This window comes from Pseudomonas sp. PSE1(2024), assembly GCF_050990555.1.
Lineage (GTDB): Bacteria > Pseudomonadota > Gammaproteobacteria > Pseudomonadales > Pseudomonadaceae > Aquipseudomonas > Aquipseudomonas aphyarum.
This window is the reverse complement of sequence record NZ_CP158967.1, coordinates 2284277-2298772: the sequence shown is the minus strand read 5'-3', so window position 1 is coordinate 2298772 and position 14496 is coordinate 2284277. Positions and strand designations below refer to the sequence as shown.

Here is a 14496-nt window from a genome sequence, read left to right as displayed (position 1 = left end):
ATCAGCCCCGTCGGCTTGCGCGTTGACTGCGATAGGTGTCGAGCACCACGGCGATCACGATCACCGCACCGGTGATGATGCGCTTGGTCGGCTCGGTCGCGCCAATCTGCGCCAGACCCGCCGCCAGCACGGAGATGATCAACACACCGAAAAAGGTGCTGATCACCGAACCACGCCCCCCCATCAGGCTGGTGCCGCCGATCACCACGGCAGCGATGACTTGCAGCTCAAGGCCGGAACCAGCATTCGGGTCGGCCGCTTCCAGTCGGGAAATCTGGAACAGCGCTGCGATGCCGGCAAGCAGACCCATGAGGCTGAACACCAGGATCTTGTAGGGCTTTGGATTGATCCCCGCCAGACGCACCGCTTCTTCATTGGTGCCAATGCCGATCAGGTAGCGACCGAACACGGTACGGGTCAAAACGGCCTGGGCAATGAAGATGACCAGCAAGGCAATGATGAACGACGGCGAAATACCGAAGGCGATCGGGTTCGACAGCCAAGCGAAGGAATCACCGATGTAGGCGGTACGCGAACCGGTCATCTGATAGGCCAGACCACGGGCCATCTCCAGCACACCCAGAGACACGATGAACGACGGAATTCGCCACGCCACGGTAATCGAGCCGGTAACCGTGCCGGCCAACGCGGCAACGGCCATACCCAACAAAGCAGCCGGCAATACGCTCCAGCCCCAGCCGAGGATTGCCACGCTGACAGTGGATGCTGCGAGCGCCAGTACCGAGCCTACCGACAGGTCGATCCCGCCGATGATCAGGACAAACGTCATGCCCACCGCCAGAACCATCAGGTCGGGAATCTGGTTGGCCAGGGTGCTGAAGGTGTTATACGACAGGAAATGGCTGCTCATGACCGAGAACAGCGCAATCATTGCCAGCAACGCGCCGGCCAGGCCCAGGTAAGTGCCGAGGCCGTAGAAATTGCCGCTGGATTTGCCTGCGGAAGATGCAGTTTTCATGGGAGGTCCCTAGGCGCTGCTTCGTTGAGCAACGCATCACGTTTCTGGTAGCCGGCGAACGCGGCGGCAAGCAAGTCATCCTGGGTCCAGCTGTCGCGCTCGAACGTGTCGATCAGGCGCCCTGCCGACAACACACCGATGCGGTCGCAGATCAGCATCAGCTCGCGCAAATCGCTGGACACCACGACCAGCGCCTTGCCCTGACGGGTCAGTTCGCCGAGCAAGGCATAAATATCGAACTTGGCGCCGACATCGATACCACGAGTCGGCTCATCGAATAGCAACACCGAACAGTCGCGCTCGAGCCAGCGACCGATCACCACCTTTTGCTGATTGCCGCCGGACAGCTCCGACACCAACTGCGTCGGGCTGGAACTGCGGATACGCATCGCGTCGATCTGCCGCTGCGCGAGCTTGGTTTCATCGCCGTTGTTGACGAACCCGCCGCTGGAAATCTCCGGCATGTTGCCCAAGGCAATGTTGGCGCTGATCGATTGGCTCAGCAGCAGGCCTTCTCCCTTGCGATCCTCGGTGATCAGGGCGATGCCGTTGCGCACCGCGTCGACAGGCGAACGGATGCTCACCGTTTTTGCCGGCGAACCGAGTGCCACAGTGCCGCTGTCCGCGACATCGGCGCCGAAGATCAGCCGCAAAAGTTCGGTGCGCCCTGCCCCGATCAGACCCGAGATGCCAAAAATCTCACCGGCGCGAACCTCAAAGGACACGTCGCGCACCTTGTCGGAGCGGGTCAGGCCTTTGACCGTCAGGGCCGGCGCGCCGATATTACGAGCCCCGAGATCGATATGCTCGCCCAACTCGCGACCGACCATCAGGGTGACCAGTTGCTCGCTGTTGTAATTGGCCATCGGCTCGACGCACACCAGGTTGCCGTCACGCAGCACGGCAATGCGCTGAGCGACCCGGGCCAGTTCTTCGAGGCGATGGGAGATGTAGATGATCGAGACGCCACGCGCCTGCAGCCGGGCGATCTGCTCAAAGAGCATCTCGACCTCACGGGCGGTCAGCATCGCGGTCGGTTCGTCGAGGATCAGCACGTGGCAATCGCCGATCAGGTTGCGAGCGATTTCGACCATTTGCTGGTGACCGATACCCAGCTCGCCGACCAGTGTGTCCGGATCGATGGCATCGAGGCCGACTTGAGCCATGGCTTCGATCGCGGCCTTGCGCAGCTGCTTGCGGCTGATCCAGCCACCGTTGCTCGGCAGATTGTCGAGGAACAGGTTCTCGGCCACCGACAGCGTCGGCAGCAGATTGAGCTCTTGCATGACCATGCGCACACCCAGCTCTTCAGCCTGCGTGCGACTGCCGGGGCGATACTCCTTGCCCTGGAATTGCATCTGGCCGGTGGTGGGTGTGACCAGACCGCCGATGATCTTCGACAGGGTGCTTTTGCCGGCACCGTTCTCTCCGGTCAACGCCAGCACTTCACCGCGCATCAACGTCAGGTCGATGCCGGTCAGAACCGGTTGCGCATAGGTCTTGCCGATACCGCTGACCGAGAGGACAGCGTTCGGAGCGGAAACTGACATAAAAATCTCCATGCGCTCGCCCGGACGGACGAGCGCCATTGTGTCGCCAGTGGACTTACTTGGTGACCAGCTCGACCGGCGTTTCGATCACACCGTTCGCACCACTGTCGACTTTCTCGCCCTTGATGATTTTCAGCGCGGTCTCGATGCCAAACACCGCTTGCTTCGCGGCGTACTGGTCAGCAGTCGCCAGAACGCGGCCGTCCTTCAGCATGGGTTTGATGGCATTGATGTTGTCGTAACCGACAACCTTCACCTGACCGGCCTTGCCGGCAGCGCGCACGGCGGAAACGGCGCCCACGGCCATGCTGTCGTTACCGGCCAGCAGCGCCTTGACGTCCGGGTATTCGCTGAGAATCGAAGCGGCCACCTTGTTGCCCTTGTCGATTTCCCAGTCACCGGACTGCAGGGAGACAACCTTGATCTGTGCAGCCTCCATCGCATCCTTGAAGCCAGCGGTACGCTGCTGGGCGTTGGTCGTCGTGGAGACACCTTCAATGATGCCGACTTCGTCACCGGCCTTCAGTTGCTTGGCCAGGTACTCACCCACCAGACGCGCGCCTTTGCGGTTGTCCGGGCCTACGAACGGAACGCTGATGTTCTTGCTTTTGATCACAGCCGGATCGAGTTGGTTATCGATGTTGATCACGGTGATACCGGCATCGACCGCCTTCTTGATCACTGGCACCATCGCCTTGGAATCAGACGGTGCGATGACCAGTGCGTTGACCTTCGCCAGAATCATCTGCTCGACGATGCGCGTCTGCCCCGCCGTGTCGGTTTCGTCCTTGATGCCGTTGGAGATCAGGTCGAAATCGGCGGAATGTTCTTTCTGGTAGGCCTTGGCGCCATCTTCCATGGTCAGGAAGAACTCGTTGGCCAGGGATTTCATGACCAGGGCGACTTTTGGTTTTTCAGGGGATTCGGCGAAAGCCGAAGAGACAGGCAGTGCGGCGGATGCGGCAGCCAGCATGGCGACAGCAAGAAGACGTCCAGCGAATGGCAGCTTCATGGGTTCACTCCGATCTTATGATTATTGTGAGCAACGCTTGCACTGGCGTAAGCTCGCTGCACCCCACGACAATTCAATCTATCGCGAAGGCCGCGCAAACGTTTGCGTAGACCGAACTATGCGAATCCTGCCGACATTTGTCAACGACTGAAGATCTGCTTTTTTTGTAGGGCGAATAACCGTCATCGCCCCTTTTCCTACGCGGTCGTGTTGATCACACCGCCGCTGCCAGAACCCTTGGCCATCTCACGAACCAGGTTGCCGGCCACTTCCATGAGGGCTGCGTTGGTGTCTGCGATCTGCCCCTGAATCGACATCACAACAGTCGTCTTGGCTTCTTCGGTCGGATAACTCGCTGCCTGCGCGGCAGCCAATTGCTGCTGCTGCTCCTGCAATTGCTGCTGCAATTCCTTCATGCGCTTGAGCAGTATTTTTATCGTGATGCTTTGATTGCCACTGCTCTCGGCCGGCGCCTCTTCCTGCACGGGGCCGCCACCGGTTCTGACTTCCTTGGTTTCGCCCGCGTCTTTACCCAGCGCCTCGGCCGATGCTTGCTCGTTCGCCTCGCTCAGGGCATTGATCGTCGCGGCCGTTTTTCCGCCGATAGTGACCGCGCCGGGATTTGGCAAACCGATAGTCAATGACATTTGAACTCCTGAAAAATTGGATCCCTATCAAGGCGCATCGGCCAGCGCGCCGTTTTCTTTAGCAGAGATCTGGAAAGCGGCCAGTTCAGTTTACGGACGAGGTGCGTAGTCCTTTTCGGTGAGCCGAACGAGAAAACATCCCGTGTTCGGAAACCCGGATGAGCGAGGGAAGCTCACAGCCACTCTTCGAATAAATCTTGATTTAAATCATAAGGTTAAACATTTCTCTCAAGCACAGTACGACTGGTACAGATCCTGCTCCCTCCCTGCACCCCTGGCATTCAGATCGGCCCGGGGCGCATCTAGATGAACCTGCATCAGCACCGTCTCACTACTAGAGAGAAAAATAATGACATCTGCTTTGAAGAGTTTCGTTCCGGGCGCTTTGGCCCTCCTCCTGCTCCTGCCAACCGCCCTCCAGGCAAAAGAAGCTGAAACCCAGGCCAAACTGGCTAACGTAGTGGTATTGGCCACCGGCGGCACCATTGCCGGCGCGGGCGCCAGCGCTGCCAACAGCGCGACTTATCAGGCCGCGAAAGTGGGCATCGAACAATTGATCGCCGGCATCCCCGAACTGAGTACGCTGGCCAATGTGCGCGGCGAACAGGTCATGCAAATCGCCTCGGAAAGCATCACCAACGAAAACCTCCTGCAACTGGGTCGTCGTGTTTCCGAACTGGCCGACAGCAAAGACGTCGATGGCATCGTCATTACCCACGGCACGGACACCCTGGAAGAGACCGCATACTTCCTGAACCTGGTGGAAAAAACCGACAAGCCGATCATCGTCGTCGGCTCCATGCGCCCGGGCACCGCCATGTCGGCGGACGGCATGCTGAACCTGTACAACGCCGTGGCCGTCGCCAGCAGCAAAGAAGCTCGCGGCAAAGGCGTACTGGTGACTCTGAACGATGAAATCCAGTCGGGTCGCGATGTCAGCAAGATGATCAACATCAAGACCGAAGCCTTCAAAAGCGCCTGGGGCCCGCTCGGCATGGTGGTAGAAGGCAAATCCTACTGGTTCCGCCTGCCAGCCAAGCGCCACACCATGGATTCGGAGTTCGACATCAAAAACATCAAGAGCCTTCCTGATGTAGAAATCGCCTATTCCTACGGCAATGTCAGCGACACGGCCTACAAGGCCCTCGCCCAGTCCGGCGCCAAGGCGATCATCCATGCCGGTACCGGCAACGGTTCTGTTTCCTCCCGCGTGGTTCCGACCCTGCAAGCGCTGCGCAAGGACGGCGTGCAGATCATTCGCTCGTCTCACGTCAATGCCGGTGGTTTTGTCCTGCGCAACGCCGAACAGCCTGACGACAAATACGACTGGGTGGTTGCTCACGACTTGAACCCACAGAAAGCCCGCATCCTGGCCATGGTCGCGTTGACCAAGACTAACGACAGCAAAGAGCTGCAACGGATGTTCTGGGAATACTGATTTGACCTCGCCTGATCTTTTCCTGATCGGGCACTGACTTCACCCTTCGTCAACTTGACGAAGGGTGAAGCTTGCGCCTCCTCCAAAGAAAAATTTCACCTGAGTGACATCAAAACCGGAAAACCGCTGTCAGAGGATTTTCTTGAATTTTAAGCAGTTGCGAAAATGCCTACAGTCAAATACTGTATGCACGTACAGCTTAATAAGGATAACCTCGTGGCCACTTCCCCTGATGCTCCTGACGCTTACGAACGCATGGGCATGCGCGTTCAAAAAATCATCAACTCCCCCACCGCACAAAAAGCCAAAGCCGCACTGATCTTCCGCCTTCCGGACGAGCCGGTGGATGACTGGGAGCGCTTGCTGGAAGAGATCGACGAGAACGACAACGTCACCCTCGCCTACCGCGACGATGGCGGCGTACAGATTTTCTGGGTTGTGCCGAAGGAAGATTGATTCAATGATTCTGCGTTTTGCTGCTGTACTGTTGCTTTTCATTTCCCTGGGTGCGCACGCCGGCGCACCGCGTACATTCACCGAGGCCAAGAAGGTCGCCTGGAAGCTGTACGCACCACAATCCACCGAGTTCTATTGCGGGTGCAAATACACCGGCAACAAGGTCGATCTAGCCGCGTGCGGCTATGTCCCACGCAAGAACGCCAAGCGGGCGTCCCGCATCGAATGGGAGCACATCGTTCCCGCGTGGCAGTTCGGCCATCAGCGTCAATGCTGGCAGGAAGGCGGTCGCAAGAATTGCACCCGCTACGACCCGAGTTATCAGAAAGCCGAAGCCGACCTTCACAACCTGGTGCCGAGCATCGGCGAGGTGAATGGCGACCGCAGCAATTTCAGCTACGGCTGGCTGCCGGTCGAAAAGGGTCAGTACGGCTCCTGCCTGACTCAAGTCGACTTCAAGGCGAAGAAGGTCATGCCCCGCCCTTCGATCCGCGGCATGATCGCCCGCACCTACTTTTACATGAGCAAACAATACGGCTTGCGCTTGTCGAAGCAGGATCGGCAACTGTACGAAGCCTGGGACAAGACTTATCCGGTGCAAGACTGGGAACGTCAGCGTAACCAGAGCGTGGCGTGCGTGATGGGACGCGGCAACGAATTTGTCGGCCCGGTGAACCTGAAAGCCTGCGGTTGATATCCTGATCAAAAGAAAAGGCCTTGAGCGACAAACTCAAGGCCTTTTTTGTGCTCAGCCGCCGGACTTGTTGTAACGCCAGTAGCCCATCAGATTGAGCGACTCGCGCGGGATGCCACGCTCCTTGATCAAGTACTTGCGCAGACTCATGACAGCGGTGGATTCTCCAGCGATCCAGCCATAGAATCCCTCGCTGGCCGTTTCGGCGATCTCCCACAGAATCTCTTCTTCAATGTCGACATCCGCCAGCTCGACCGCCTGCCCCGCCGGCGATGCATCGACAGGCAACGTCGCCTGCCGCACGGCTTCCACCATCAACGTGCCGGCAGCTGCGTGATCGCGGATCAGCCATTGCACCGAAAGCCCGGGCCAGTCAGGAACCGCCAACATGTCTTCACGACTGTCGACCTCAAAAAACGCCTGAGCCTGCGGCGGTTCAGCCAGTGCCGCCAGTTCTTCCAGAATTCCCATGGCGGCCGGCAACGCTGTGGCATCGGCGACCAGAAGAAGTTGCTTGAGCGTTTGCGGAGGTTTCCATTCAAATCCCCCCGCCTCTTGTGCAGAGAATCGGCTGTCGGGCGCCAGAATCTGCATCGACTCGCCAGGTTGCGCTCGCAACGCCCAACGGGAGGCGGGGCCGGTTTCGCCATGCAGGACAAAATCGATATCGACTTCACCTGACTCTGCGCGCAAATGACGGATGGTGTAGGTGCGCATCGCCGGGCGACGATCGATCAGCATCGAGCGGAAACGGGCGTACCACCCCTCGCCCTGAGAAAGCTTGGCGGGTGAGCCGTCTGCGGCAGGAAAAAACAGCTTCACTCGCTGATCCGGCGCCCAGGTCGCCATCTCGGTGACCGTGGGGCTTGAGAGCGTGATCCGCATGAGATGCGGGCTCAACTGCTGCTTGTGACGCAAAACGACGTCGAACAACTTGTAAGGATTGGCGGAGGCCATGCGGAGCTCCTTCTGGGTATCTTCAGTGACTCCTTGAAAAACGAATCACGGGGGACACCCTTTAGTCAGCTCCGCCGAATGGACCCTTATTGCGTCGCCGTGCGCTCGATCACCAGCGTTTCGATGTTCTGCTTCTTCGCCTTGATCAATGCGGCGTTCACATCTGCCTGGCGCGCCTCGGCGTCAGCCTTCGAATTGAAAGGGCCGAGCAGGATCCGGGTCTTGCCGCTGGCGTCCTTGATGACACTGGCCACAAAACCATGCTCGATCAGCCAGCCGCTGAGGTCGCTGACGGCCTGAGGGGTTTCACCGCGCACTTCCAGATCCCACTGCGGGCCCACCGCAGCAGGCGCCGTTACCACCGCCGGTTTCGGCTTTTGCGCATCCACGCTCTTGCCTTCGCCACATCCTGCCAATGCCAGTGCCGCGACTACCCAGACCAATTTGCGCACAACGCTTCCCTCTGAATTCTCAAAGCGGCGATCTTAACATTCGAGAATACTTTCCGAGCCCCGCAAATTGCGGCATAAAACTACGAGATTGATGCCGACGGCCCCTGTATAGTTACGCGCTGGGAATTAATGCCGCTGCTGCGCGTCAGAAAGAGGCACCCAAACTGTAAGACTTCGCACTAATCTATACGTACCACCGACCTCTGCACTGTCTGAATCAGGTGCCCTACAAAGCAATCAAGGAGAAGACCATGCTGATACTCACCCGCAAAGTCGGTGAAAGCATAAACATTGGTGATGACATCACGATCACCATTCTCGGCGTCAGCGGCCAGCAAGTTCGAATCGGCATCAATGCTCCGAAGAACGTTGCAGTGCATCGTGAAGAAATCTACCAGCGCATCCAGGCTGGCCTGACCGCACCGGACAAGCCACAAACGCCCTGAGCCCTATCGCAGTCAGTAGCCAGTTCGTTTGCCTGCGCGCAATGACTGGCTAAAGATTCAAGCGCCGTATTGCCATTCCCCCACCTCCCTGGTGACGGCGCGTGCCACGCCCCTTCCTGCCTCAACCCTTCTCGCAACCGATACTAACCGTCATTCAACGGGCTGGCTGTCGGACGTTTCCGAATAGCGGCCGGGAATCTCGCCCGCCTAGCCGAATGTAACGCCACGCGCCATCCCGGTGGCCGCCACGACCATCAATATCAACAGCAGCGCTTCGGCATGACTGATCCGCGCGAATACCTTCGCACGTCCTGTATCAGGAGCAGCGCCACGCGCCTTGGCCATGCGCCACTTGATCAGGGTGATCATCGGCACGAGCTCCAGAAGCAGAATCAACACAAACAGCGTCATCTTCAGATGAAACAGTGGCTGATGCAGGTAATAGTCGGTTCCCTTCTCATAGCCTCCGAAGGCGCGCATGCCGCCGGTGATGAGCAAGACCAGCGCCGAAAGCCCCCAAAGATTGTCGGCAAGCAATACGCGCCCGACCTCACCGGAGCCGGACGCCAGACGGCTGAAGGCCGTTCCGCGCGTCAACACCGCCCAGAAGCCCAAGGCAAACGCCAGTAAATGAATCGCTGCAAGAAACCAATGAACCAGCATCGATGAACTCCTGTCCGGCAGAGTTGAAATCAGCCAAACAGTAGTAGTCGAAAAAATGTGGGGTTGCCTGCCACCCTTCCCGTAAAACAGAAGCGGGCGAGACGAGAGAATGGGCAAAGGTGCGGGAGAGGCAAATCGCGGGCAAAAAAAATCCCAAGCAGCTGATGGAAGCTTGGGATTTAAAAATGCATAAACCGTGGTGGTGAACGCGGGGCGGATATTACTGATTTTTCCAGTATGTAACAACGTATTTTTGATAACCGGATGGTTAATAAAATCCGTAACCCCTTAAATATCCACACTATTTAAAAGGTCGCTCGCGACGGTCGGCGACGAATGGATCAAAATCAATCACGATCAATACGCGCCTGGCTCAAGAATTTTACAAAAATGAGCTCAGGATCCCCCGAATCAAGGTTCTCCACCATGCCGCTGTGCTGATATCCAAGATTGGTCAGCAGCTGTCGCATCGGCGAGTTGGACGTATTGGTCGACGTGAAGATCTTTTCTGCACCGGCATGCTGCTCCAGACCGCCCACGATCTGCCGCCCCACGCCGGAACGCCTGTTCGCACTGGAAACGACCACGAGAGGTATGAACCACTCTCCAAAAAAGCTTCGATCCAGACATCCGTAGCCGAGGGGAGCGCCAGGATCGTCCGCCTCGCAGACAACCCAGCACGCCTCTGCCCTGACGGCCCTCGTGATGTACTCGACGGCAGCTATCTTTTTCAGCGACAGGATCAATCTTCAACAGGCTTTCGATATCGCCTGGACCGGCGCGCCTGAATTGGCGACTCATGAATACACCCCTGCAAATGTGCCGAAGTGTAGCTGCGGTCGACCAAACCGAAATTTTGCAAAGGTTCTGAAATCGCAGACAACAAAAAAGGGCCCACCTTTCGGTGAGCCCTTCCAGACCGCCCAGCAGAGCGGATTTTGTTTGGTAGGCGCGATTGGACTCGAACCAACGACCCCCACCATGTCAAGGTGACTTCGGAATCAACGTAAGATACTGATATAAAAGGGAAACCAACACAAAATAGCAGGGTAAAAAACCACCATTACCCCCTATAAGAATCAACAACTTAGCGCTGTATTTTCCTACAGTGCTTTGCACTCCTACGGCGTTCTGCCGAAAGTTACCAACCCCAAATCCTACAGCTCGTCGCCTCACCCTCGCCGACCGTCCGCGCCTCGATTACTGTATATCCAAACAGTACACAGCAAGGCGCTACCGTGGATCCCCTCTATATAGAAGAAACCGATGACTGGCTCGGCTGCCCGACGCCGCTCGAAACCTGCCGGCATCAGCTCGCGCTCTACGAAAATGAATTCGAGGAACTGAACCGTCAGCTCCGCGAAGAGCGGGAACGGATATTCAAGCTGGTCGAGATGCACGCCGAAGCCGTCAAGCAGCGGGACGGGTATATGGCGACACTGCGTGAAAAAGCGGCAGAGACGGCATTGCTCCGCCGAGAAATGTCCAGCCTTCGCACGTCGGCAACCGCGCACAAGAAGGAAGCGGCCACCCTTCGCGGAATGCTTGAAGGGCTGACGCCCCAGACGAAGACAAGCATCTAGCGGCTGGGAAACAAAGCCCTGACGTAGGCCTGGCACGCCTGCAAAGCAATCAATCCCCGGTCACCTTCGTCGGTGATGGCGATAATTCGTCGAGCATGCGCCGGGTCAAGTCGGGCGCGTACGGCTGCATGATCCACGCCGCCGGTACCGGAGGCGGCTGGCACACCACGGCCTTGGGCAGCGTCGCCTGCGTCGATGAGGACTGACAGGCGCAGATCAGCAGTGGCAAGACGATCGCGCAGGCGATCCTGATCACGTTGGGCATCGTTCAGTGCTCGGTAATGGGTCTGTTCGCTGGCCGTGAGCCGTTGCTCCAGGGCCAGACGCTTGTCCTGTTCGGCCTGTTGCGCGGTGGCGGCCGTCAGGGTCAGTTGATTCAGGGATTCGGTATGCAGTCGGGCCTGATCCGCCAGCTGCTTGCCGTAGCGCCAGTCCTGGAACTGCCAGGACCCGGCCGCGCCAACCAGCACCAGCAGCACTGCGCCGACCATCTTCCACGGAACGACCATCACGGCACGTCCCGGAAGAACACGTGTCCGCCCAACCTCAGGGTCTGCTTTGCCTTCGCCGCCCAGGCTGGCGGAGTCTTCATGCTGAGCGCGTAGTAGTGCGTGGCGCCGCCTGTGGGATCCGGTACTTTCCCATCGACCACCTGATCAGCCGCGATCCGGCACTGCGCCAGCTCGCGGAAAGGGATCTGTCGTGCACCGCTCAAGAATGGGAAGTTCGGGTCGTTCTTGTTCCAGCAGCTGAACTGGTACGGCTTCTGGCAAACGCCGGCGTACCCTTCGCCCCACCACGAATTGTCCTTGCCATCGTTTACCCGGTTGCGAATTGTCCAGGCCACGGCGATCTGGCCAGCCAAGCTCTCACCGCGGGCCTCACCCCACAGAGTGCGCGCAAGGACATCTCGGTCTTTTTCAGTAACAGGCATACAGTTCTCCAGACAAAAAAATACCCGCTCAATGGCGGGTTACAGGGTGGTTTAAGCGACTGGTCGCCACGGTCTGTTGGCTGGCTCAGGAAATCCCTCGGCCCCTTCCTTCCAGTTCCTGACCCGAGTTCGATAGGCCAGCCACTGTTCACGCGTACCAGGAAGAACCTCAGCGCCCTCCTCCAGAGCCATCAACTGATCGTTGATCTCCAAAATCTCGGCAGCTCGCCATCCATCCTCGATGCGCGCGCCTTCGCGCTGGGCATCCGCCGCAGCGCTTGCATCAGCAAGCCACTGTGGGATCTCGTCGGCGAATGTCTCCCCCTCCATCAATTCCATGTCCGGGTTGATCGCTCTCCAGCCGGTGGCTGTAATTGCATATGGCATTTTCGTTACCTGTCGAAGTAGTAGCCAAGCGTGTAGATGTAGGCCAGGTTTGACGAAGAGGTGTAATAGGAAATCGTCCGGTCATCGGCGATTCGGCAGTTCCCGGTCTGAACCGTGCCGGCGGACACAAAAACCTGCCAGCCAGTGCTTACAGAGGTAAGTGCGTCGGACGGTGTGAACTGCGCGATCCCGCCTGCGTTTGTCTGGAAAGAGCCAATCAGGGTGTGGGCAGTCGGTGGGCAGCTCGCCGAGGCGCTGACGCTGCCGATCCCCGTTACCCCGTTGAGAATTCGGAATGGTGCAATCGATGGGTTGCCGAACGTGTAGCTCATCGATGAATCGAGCGGGTGATGGTGAAACTTGTAAACGTTGTTCGCCGCACCCACCAGCAGGGAGCCAATGTAACGGCGTGAGTTGTCGCCAGTTTTCTGGTGTGCCTGGTTGTAGTAGCGCAACGGCACCGTGGCGGCCTGCTCGATATCTCCGGCAGCAGTCAGGTAGATGTGAATGAAGCTATTGGCGGCGCCCGATGGGGTGAACGTACCGCCTGCATAACTGACAACCTTGCTCACCGAGGGAATGTAAGCGCTGCCCGCTCCGACGCTGATTGACGTCGCAGAAACCCAGCTGAGTGTCAGCCCGTCGATGTAGCCCCGGCCGACGCCCAATGAGGCCGCCGTCGCGGCAGAAGCAGCGGCACTGATTGCAGAGTTTGCCGCAGCATCTTTGTAACCCAGCGCAGCCTGCTCAGATTGCCCGGCATTTGTTGCGGAAGTCCCCGCCGAATTTTTGTATCCAAGCGCGGCCTGCTCAGATTGCCCGGCATTTGTTGCGGACGTCCCTGCCGAATTTTTGTAACCAAGCGCGGCCTGTTCGGATTGCCCGGCCGCCGTGGCCGACTGCCCCGCAGAATTTTTGTATCCAAGCGCAGCAGCGGCCGATTCAGATGCCGACTGCACGCTTTCTTCCAGCCCATCAAGCGCCCCGCCAACCTCAAGAGAAGCCTGTCGGAGCGCGTCAGCGGTATCTTTCAAGTAACCCTGCATCGGCGCCAAGGCGTAATTGCCTTCGGTGACGGCGACACCTTTGTACGGCGGCGAAATCGATAGCGCGGTATCGCTCGCAATGTTGGTGACCTCATACAGCCCACTGTCTGGACCGATCCACGCATCACCGACTCGACCATTCGCGATGAAGGCCGTGCCGACGCCGAGTACCGCATTGGAATTTTGGGCGACAGAAACCGTTCCCGATTTGTACCAGGACATGGATATTTCCTTGTTTAAGGGTTAAGCGGCAATTTTTGCGAAGACTGCAGGCAGGAAGAATGCAAAAGGATTCGAAACAGCCACCGTAACCGCGTATAGCGTGGCGTTGGGAAAGTCCCACCAGCAACTCAGATCACGAGGAACAGCACTACCTGCGGTCATTGCCATTCCAAAGTTGTTGATCAGCAGGTATTCGTTTTGTGGAAAGTTGAACGGCACCGAGTAATAGTTTCGGTACAGGCCTTGCGCGGTCATATCCGACTTCACGTATGACCAGTTTTGGAATGCTCGCGTGAATGTTGCGTTCGGTGTTCCAGAATCGAACAACAGCTGCCCCGCGCCGTCCCAAAGCCGCATGCCGTACTGCGCGACTGGCTGCGCCGCGAACGCTGCAACGAAGTAGCGCCCGTTCGGCTGCGCGGTGTTGGCGTCGTACGCCCGGACATAAAACCCAACCCAGTTACCCGCCGATCCGATCAGGCGCATCCGGCACAGGCCGGCAACCCCACCGACGGTATCGGGCCGAACAAAGACCAGCGGCGGTTCCTGAGACGTCACGGGCCGGACGAAATAGGTTGTCGACCCAAGCCCGCCCTCTTCCGTCGGCGCGAAACGTCCAGTGGAAATCACCATCAGCCTGGCGAACTCGGAATCGATGACCACTGTGTTGGTGTTGTTGGTGTATTGGAGTCCAAAAGAAGCCATCAACCCCACCTCATTACGATTAAGCGCATGGTGCCGGCCGACGTGAAGCTCGCTGCGTAGGTGCGCGTGTGGTTGTACACGCGCACCAAGCCGTCGAGGACTTCGGTTTCAAATTGCATTTGCGAGTCGGTGTATGCGCCGATGGGAACCACGATTGCCGTTCCGTTGCTCGGACTAACGCCGGGAACCGAGAAATCCTGATTCCCTTTGTTCGCCCCAAGAGCAAAGGTAACGAGCGTCGAGAACAACACCCTGATGGTGAAAGAATTCTCATCGACCTGGAGCGCGCCATCCGCGCCCCAGACCCTCATTCCATGAGCCATAG

Annotated in this window: 19 protein-coding genes and 1 tRNA gene; 5 read left to right on the top strand and 15 right to left on the bottom strand. The window is 58.1% G+C overall.

The window, feature by feature from the left end:
* Window position 1: 1 nt before the first annotated feature.
* From ABTV87_RS10415 to ABTV87_RS10400, 4 genes are all read right to left on the bottom strand, one after another.
* On the bottom strand, window positions 2–979 hold the full coding sequence (locus ABTV87_RS10415; protein WP_007956013.1) for an ABC transporter permease: 978 nt from the start codon (window positions 977–979) through the stop codon (window positions 2–4).
* Complete coding sequence (locus tag ABTV87_RS10410; protein ID WP_433899432.1) at window positions 976–2529, bottom strand: sugar ABC transporter ATP-binding protein; 1554 nt, start codon at window positions 2527–2529, stop codon at window positions 976–978. The genes ABTV87_RS10415 and ABTV87_RS10410 overlap by 4 nt, the downstream gene beginning before the upstream one ends.
* Window positions 2530–2584: 55 nt before the next feature.
* Window positions 2585–3541, bottom strand: a complete 957-nt coding sequence (locus ABTV87_RS10405) for a sugar ABC transporter substrate-binding protein (protein ID WP_433899431.1) — start codon at window positions 3539–3541, stop codon at window positions 2585–2587.
* Between the two features lie 197 nt (window positions 3542–3738).
* Window positions 3739–4188 carry a hypothetical protein gene (locus ABTV87_RS10400; protein ID WP_085607839.1) on the bottom strand — a complete coding sequence of 150 codons (450 nt, stop codon included), beginning with the start codon at window positions 4186–4188 and terminating at the stop codon, window positions 3739–3741.
* A 349-nt stretch (window positions 4189–4537) separates the two neighbouring features.
* Here ABTV87_RS10400 and ABTV87_RS10395 point away from each other — a divergent pair, with 349 nt between their 5' ends.
* The 3 genes from ABTV87_RS10395 to ABTV87_RS10385 all read left to right on the top strand — a co-directional run bounded on the left by ABTV87_RS10395 (window position 4538) and on the right by ABTV87_RS10385 (window position 6776).
* Window positions 4538–5626 (top strand): asparaginase, encoded by a 1089-nt coding sequence (locus ABTV87_RS10395; RefSeq protein WP_007956004.1) that lies wholly within the window; start codon window positions 4538–4540, stop codon window positions 5624–5626.
* Between the two features lie 186 nt (window positions 5627–5812).
* Window positions 5813–6082, top strand: a complete 270-nt coding sequence (locus tag ABTV87_RS10390) for a DUF1654 domain-containing protein (protein WP_371857356.1) — start codon at window positions 5813–5815, stop codon at window positions 6080–6082.
* Between the two features lie 4 nt (window positions 6083–6086).
* On the top strand, window positions 6087–6776 hold the full coding sequence (locus ABTV87_RS10385) for an endonuclease (RefSeq protein ID WP_007956001.1): 690 nt from the start codon (window positions 6087–6089) through the stop codon (window positions 6774–6776).
* A 54-nt stretch (window positions 6777–6830) separates the two neighbouring features.
* Here the strand turns inward: ABTV87_RS10385 and ABTV87_RS10380 are convergent, their stop codons facing one another.
* Entirely contained in the window at window positions 6831–7733 is a 903-nt protein-coding gene (locus ABTV87_RS10380) for a siderophore-interacting protein (protein WP_221534604.1), read from the bottom strand.
* Between the two features lie 86 nt (window positions 7734–7819).
* Window positions 7820–8185 (bottom strand): SPOR domain-containing protein, encoded by a 366-nt coding sequence (locus tag ABTV87_RS10375; protein WP_433899430.1) that lies wholly within the window; start codon window positions 8183–8185, stop codon window positions 7820–7822.
* A gap of 251 nt (window positions 8186–8436) precedes the next feature.
* Here ABTV87_RS10375 and csrA point away from each other — a divergent pair, with 251 nt between their 5' ends.
* Window positions 8437–8631, top strand: coding sequence for a carbon storage regulator CsrA (csrA, locus tag ABTV87_RS10370; protein ID WP_003179932.1), 195 nt, complete (start codon window positions 8437–8439; stop codon window positions 8629–8631).
* A gap of 207 nt (window positions 8632–8838) precedes the next feature.
* On the opposite strand, the gene ABTV87_RS10365 is transcribed toward csrA, so the two are convergent.
* The 3 genes from ABTV87_RS10365 to ABTV87_RS10355 all read right to left on the bottom strand — a co-directional run bounded on the left by ABTV87_RS10365 (window position 8839) and on the right by ABTV87_RS10355 (window position 10364).
* Window positions 8839–9294, bottom strand: a complete 456-nt coding sequence (locus ABTV87_RS10365) for a DUF2214 family protein (RefSeq protein ID WP_127797493.1) — start codon at window positions 9292–9294, stop codon at window positions 8839–8841.
* A 347-nt stretch (window positions 9295–9641) separates the two neighbouring features.
* Window positions 9642–10040, bottom strand: a complete 399-nt coding sequence (locus ABTV87_RS10360) for a GNAT family N-acetyltransferase (RefSeq protein WP_433899429.1) — start codon at window positions 10038–10040, stop codon at window positions 9642–9644.
* A gap of 197 nt (window positions 10041–10237) precedes the next feature.
* Window positions 10238–10364 (bottom strand) — tRNA-Ser (locus tag ABTV87_RS10355).
* Window positions 10365–10532: 168 nt separating this feature from the next.
* Here ABTV87_RS10355 and ABTV87_RS10350 point away from each other — a divergent pair.
* A complete protein-coding gene (locus ABTV87_RS10350; protein ID WP_433899428.1) occupies window positions 10533–10877 on the top strand; it encodes a hypothetical protein in 345 nt (114 codons plus the stop codon).
* On the opposite strand, the gene ABTV87_RS10345 is transcribed toward ABTV87_RS10350, so the two are convergent.
* Genes ABTV87_RS10345 through ABTV87_RS10320 form a run of 6 tightly spaced genes read right to left on the bottom strand, consistent with a single transcriptional unit; the run spans window position 10874 to window position 14482 of the window.
* On the bottom strand, window positions 10874–11386 hold the full coding sequence (locus tag ABTV87_RS10345; RefSeq protein ID WP_433899427.1) for a lysis system i-spanin subunit Rz: 513 nt from the start codon (window positions 11384–11386) through the stop codon (window positions 10874–10876). The two genes, ABTV87_RS10350 and ABTV87_RS10345, sit on opposite strands and share 4 nt — an antisense overlap.
* Window positions 11386–11811 carry a cell wall hydrolase gene (locus tag ABTV87_RS10340; RefSeq protein WP_433899426.1) on the bottom strand — a complete coding sequence of 142 codons (426 nt, stop codon included), beginning with the start codon at window positions 11809–11811 and terminating at the stop codon, window positions 11386–11388. Before ABTV87_RS10340 ends, ABTV87_RS10345 begins: the two co-directional genes overlap by 1 nt.
* Window positions 11812–11862: 51 nt before the next feature.
* Window positions 11863–12198 (bottom strand): hypothetical protein, encoded by a 336-nt coding sequence (locus tag ABTV87_RS10335; protein ID WP_433899425.1) that lies wholly within the window; start codon window positions 12196–12198, stop codon window positions 11863–11865.
* A 5-nt stretch (window positions 12199–12203) separates the two neighbouring features.
* Window positions 12204–13466, bottom strand: a complete 1263-nt coding sequence (locus tag ABTV87_RS10330) for a hypothetical protein (RefSeq protein ID WP_433899424.1) — start codon at window positions 13464–13466, stop codon at window positions 12204–12206.
* 21 nt (window positions 13467–13487) lie between these two features.
* On the bottom strand, window positions 13488–14171 hold the full coding sequence (locus tag ABTV87_RS10325; RefSeq protein ID WP_433899423.1) for a hypothetical protein: 684 nt from the start codon (window positions 14169–14171) through the stop codon (window positions 13488–13490).
* Window positions 14171–14482: a hypothetical protein gene (locus ABTV87_RS10320; protein WP_433899422.1), complete on the bottom strand. Its 312-nt coding sequence runs from the start codon at window positions 14480–14482 to the stop codon at window positions 14171–14173. Before ABTV87_RS10320 ends, ABTV87_RS10325 begins: the two co-directional genes overlap by 1 nt.
* Window positions 14483–14496: the final 14 nt, after the last annotated feature.

What these genes read in the sequence shown, in the direction of transcription:
- ABTV87_RS10405 (WP_433899431.1), bottom strand. Translation starts at nt 3,541, where the DNA reads ATGAAGCTGCCATTCGCTGGACGTCTTCTTGCTGTCGCCATGCTGGCT.
- ABTV87_RS10415 (WP_007956013.1), bottom strand. Translation starts at nt 979, where the DNA reads ATGAAAACTGCATCTTCCGCAGGCAAATCCAGCGGCAATTTCTACGGC.
- ABTV87_RS10345 (WP_433899427.1), bottom strand. Translation starts at nt 11,386, where the DNA reads ATGGTCGTTCCGTGGAAGATGGTCGGCGCAGTGCTGCTGGTGCTGGTT.
- ABTV87_RS10390 (WP_371857356.1), top strand. Translation starts at nt 5,813, where the DNA reads ATGCACGTACAGCTTAATAAGGATAACCTCGTGGCCACTTCCCCTGAT.
- ABTV87_RS10365 (WP_127797493.1), bottom strand. Translation starts at nt 9,294, where the DNA reads ATGCTGGTTCATTGGTTTCTTGCAGCGATTCATTTACTGGCGTTTGCC.
- ABTV87_RS10340 (WP_433899426.1), bottom strand. Translation starts at nt 11,811, where the DNA reads ATGCCTGTTACTGAAAAAGACCGAGATGTCCTTGCGCGCACTCTGTGG.
- ABTV87_RS10385 (WP_007956001.1), top strand. Translation starts at nt 6,087, where the DNA reads ATGATTCTGCGTTTTGCTGCTGTACTGTTGCTTTTCATTTCCCTGGGT.
- ABTV87_RS10325 (WP_433899423.1), bottom strand. Translation starts at nt 14,171, where the DNA reads ATGGCTTCTTTTGGACTCCAATACACCAACAACACCAACACAGTGGTC.
- ABTV87_RS10400 (WP_085607839.1), bottom strand. Translation starts at nt 4,188, where the DNA reads ATGTCATTGACTATCGGTTTGCCAAATCCCGGCGCGGTCACTATCGGC.
- ABTV87_RS10395 (WP_007956004.1), top strand. Translation starts at nt 4,538, where the DNA reads ATGACATCTGCTTTGAAGAGTTTCGTTCCGGGCGCTTTGGCCCTCCTC.
- ABTV87_RS10335 (WP_433899425.1), bottom strand. Translation starts at nt 12,198, where the DNA reads ATGCCATATGCAATTACAGCCACCGGCTGGAGAGCGATCAACCCGGAC.
- ABTV87_RS10380 (WP_221534604.1), bottom strand. Translation starts at nt 7,733, where the DNA reads ATGGCCTCCGCCAATCCTTACAAGTTGTTCGACGTCGTTTTGCGTCAC.
- ABTV87_RS10320 (WP_433899422.1), bottom strand. Translation starts at nt 14,482, where the DNA reads ATGAGGGTCTGGGGCGCGGATGGCGCGCTCCAGGTCGATGAGAATTCT.
- ABTV87_RS10330 (WP_433899424.1), bottom strand. Translation starts at nt 13,466, where the DNA reads ATGTCCTGGTACAAATCGGGAACGGTTTCTGTCGCCCAAAATTCCAAT.
- csrA (WP_003179932.1), top strand. Translation starts at nt 8,437, where the DNA reads ATGCTGATACTCACCCGCAAAGTCGGTGAAAGCATAAACATTGGTGAT.
- ABTV87_RS10410 (WP_433899432.1), bottom strand. Translation starts at nt 2,529, where the DNA reads ATGTCAGTTTCCGCTCCGAACGCTGTCCTCTCGGTCAGCGGTATCGGC.